The 2,077-nt window shown below is 70.7% G+C and carries 3 protein-coding genes; 2 read left to right on the top strand and 1 reads right to left on the bottom strand.

All coding sequences use genetic code 11. The features are described from left to right. A partial coding sequence (locus tag WBP48_RS05615) for a WS/DGAT domain-containing protein (protein ID WP_424437335.1) occupies positions 1-329 on the top strand: 329 nt, incomplete at its 5' end. 18 nt (positions 330-347) lie between these two features. On the opposite strand, the gene WBP48_RS05610 is transcribed toward WBP48_RS05615, so the two are convergent. Next, entirely contained in the window at positions 348-1,619 is a 1,272-nt protein-coding gene (locus WBP48_RS05610; protein WP_424437332.1) for an alpha-amylase family protein, read from the bottom strand. A gap of 67 nt (positions 1,620-1,686) precedes the next feature. On the opposite strand from WBP48_RS05610, the gene WBP48_RS05605 reads away from it, so the two are divergent. Continuing rightward, positions 1,687-2,077, top strand: a 391-nt coding sequence (locus WBP48_RS05605) for a TetR/AcrR family transcriptional regulator (protein WP_424437329.1), incomplete at its 3' end; no start/stop codon positions are given.

Genomic DNA, 2,077 nt, shown 5'->3' with positions numbered 1-2,077 from the left:
GGACGAGGGGACGCCCCCTGCCGTGGTTCGTCCGCGCCCGCGCGGGCGGACGGCTCATGCGCTGGTTCCTCGCGCGGCAGCGCGCCGTCGGCCTGGCGCTCTCGAACGTCCGCGGTCCGGCCACGGCGCAGCGGCTGTGCGGCGCGCCGGTGACGGCGGCATGGGCGCTGCCCGTACTCAGCGGCCAGAGCCGCATCGGCATCGCGGCGGTCTCGTACGCCGGTCGGCTGACGGTGTGCGTCCTGTGGAGCGACACCGTCGGGAGCGCCGGCCCCGCCTTCGCCCGCGGGATGCGTGAGGCGCTCGAAGCCGCGGTCGCGCCGGGGTAGCGGGTCAGCGCGACGCCGCTACCGCGCAGCCTGTGACCAGAGCACCTGCCCCTCGGCATCCCGGATCACGGCGTTCGGGGCGTGATCGAGATCGATCGTGACGTCGAGGAACGCCGACCCCTCGGCGGCGCGCACGCGGTAGGTGTACCTCTTGTTCGACCGGTGGACCGCCTCGGTCGTCGCGGACGTCAGCCAGGGATGCCGACGTCGCAGCCCGATGAGATCCTGATGTGAGCGATACAGATGGTTGCCCCACGTCGCGAGCTGGTCGGGCCGGTCGGGGAAGGCGGGGCGCACGGCATCATCCCCGCCGAGCCGCTGCTCCTTCACGCCCGTGAACCCCTGCTCGTCGCCGGCGTAGATCGACGGGATGCCGCCGACCGTCATCAGGATCGCGAGCGCGGTCACCGCGCCGCGCGCCCCCAGCGTGCTCGCGATGCGCGTCACGTCGTGATTGCCGATGAACGTGTTCGGCAGGAACGTCTCGAGGAAGCCGTTGTGCCGCTTCAGTGCCCAGTCCAGTTCGAACAGGTTGCCCGACTCCAGGCTCGACCAGATCGCCTTCCACAGTTCGTACTGCGTCACCGAGTCGACGCCGGATGCCGAGACGAAGCCCGCATAGTCGCCGTGGATGACCTCGCCGAGAAACCACGTGTTGCCCCTTGCCGTGTCACCGGCCGCGCGCACCCCGGGAAGCACCCGCGCCCAGAAGGCCGGATCGACGGAGTACGCGGCATCGAGGCGCCAGCCGTCGATGCCCCGGTCGAGCCAGTGGGTCATGACGCGCTGCACGTAGTCGACGGTCTGCGGCGCCGCGTGGTTGAGCCGCGCGAGCGACCCGTGTCCCTCGAACACGCGCGGAGCAGGGCCTCCCGCGTGCTCCCAGTCGATGTCGAACAGCGCCGCCGCATCGCTGCCGGGACCCTCGCGCAGGGCGCGCAACAACGCCGGATGCCGGTCCGACACGTGACTGAACACGCCGTCGAGCACGATCCGCAGGCCGCGGGCGCGGCAGGCGTCCACGAGGTCGGCGAAGTCCGACTCGTCGCCGAGGCGCGGGTCGATCCGGAACTGGTCCAGGCTGTCGTAGCCGTGCGTCGCCGACGCGAAGATCGGGCCGAGCAGCAGCCCCGAGCAGCCGAGTTCGACGGCGTAGTCGAGCCACGCGAGCAATCGCCGCAGGCGCGGGACGGGCGGTGCGTCCAGCGCCGCGTCTGCATCGCGGATCGGCGCGCCGCAGAACCCCAGGGGATAGACGTGCCACCAGATCGCGTGCTCCACCCAGCCCATGCATCCTCCTATTGAGTCAAGTTCACTAACCTTACTGAGGATAGCTCACTAGCGCTAGACTTGTCGCATGACTCGCACCGATCGTCAGCCGCGCCGACGGCTCGACCCCGATGCGCGCAGGGCTGCGATCCTGGATGCCGCGGCATCCGCCTTCGCAGAGGAACCCTACGGAGCCGTCACCGTGTCATCGATCGCGGCGCGGGCGTCGGCATCCGAAGCCCTGATCTACCGCTATTTCTCTGGCAAGGATGAGCTGTATGCCGCGGTCGTGCGGCTTGCGATCGACGACCTGCTGCGACGGCAGGGCGCTGCTCTCGCGGACTTGCCCGCGGGAGTGCCGGTCCGCGACCGGCTGCGCGCGACAACCGCGGTCTACCTCGACCACATCGCGGATCACCCGGCGGCGTGGGCGATGCCGTTGCGCTCGCCGGGGAGCGAGCCTGGGGTCGTGGCAACTC

It is taken from the genome of Microbacterium sp. (assembly GCF_049661145.1).
Lineage (GTDB): Bacteria > Actinomycetota > Actinomycetes > Actinomycetales > Microbacteriaceae > Microbacterium.
The sequence above is the reverse complement of the archived record's forward strand: the minus strand, read 5'-3'. Positions and strand labels throughout refer to the sequence as shown.

Bases quoted from the DNA above. Each gene is read 5' to 3' on its own strand.
- WBP48_RS05610 (WP_424437332.1), bottom strand. From the start codon at position 1,619: ATGGGCTGGGTGGAGCACGCGATCTGGTGGCACGTCTATCCCCTGGGG.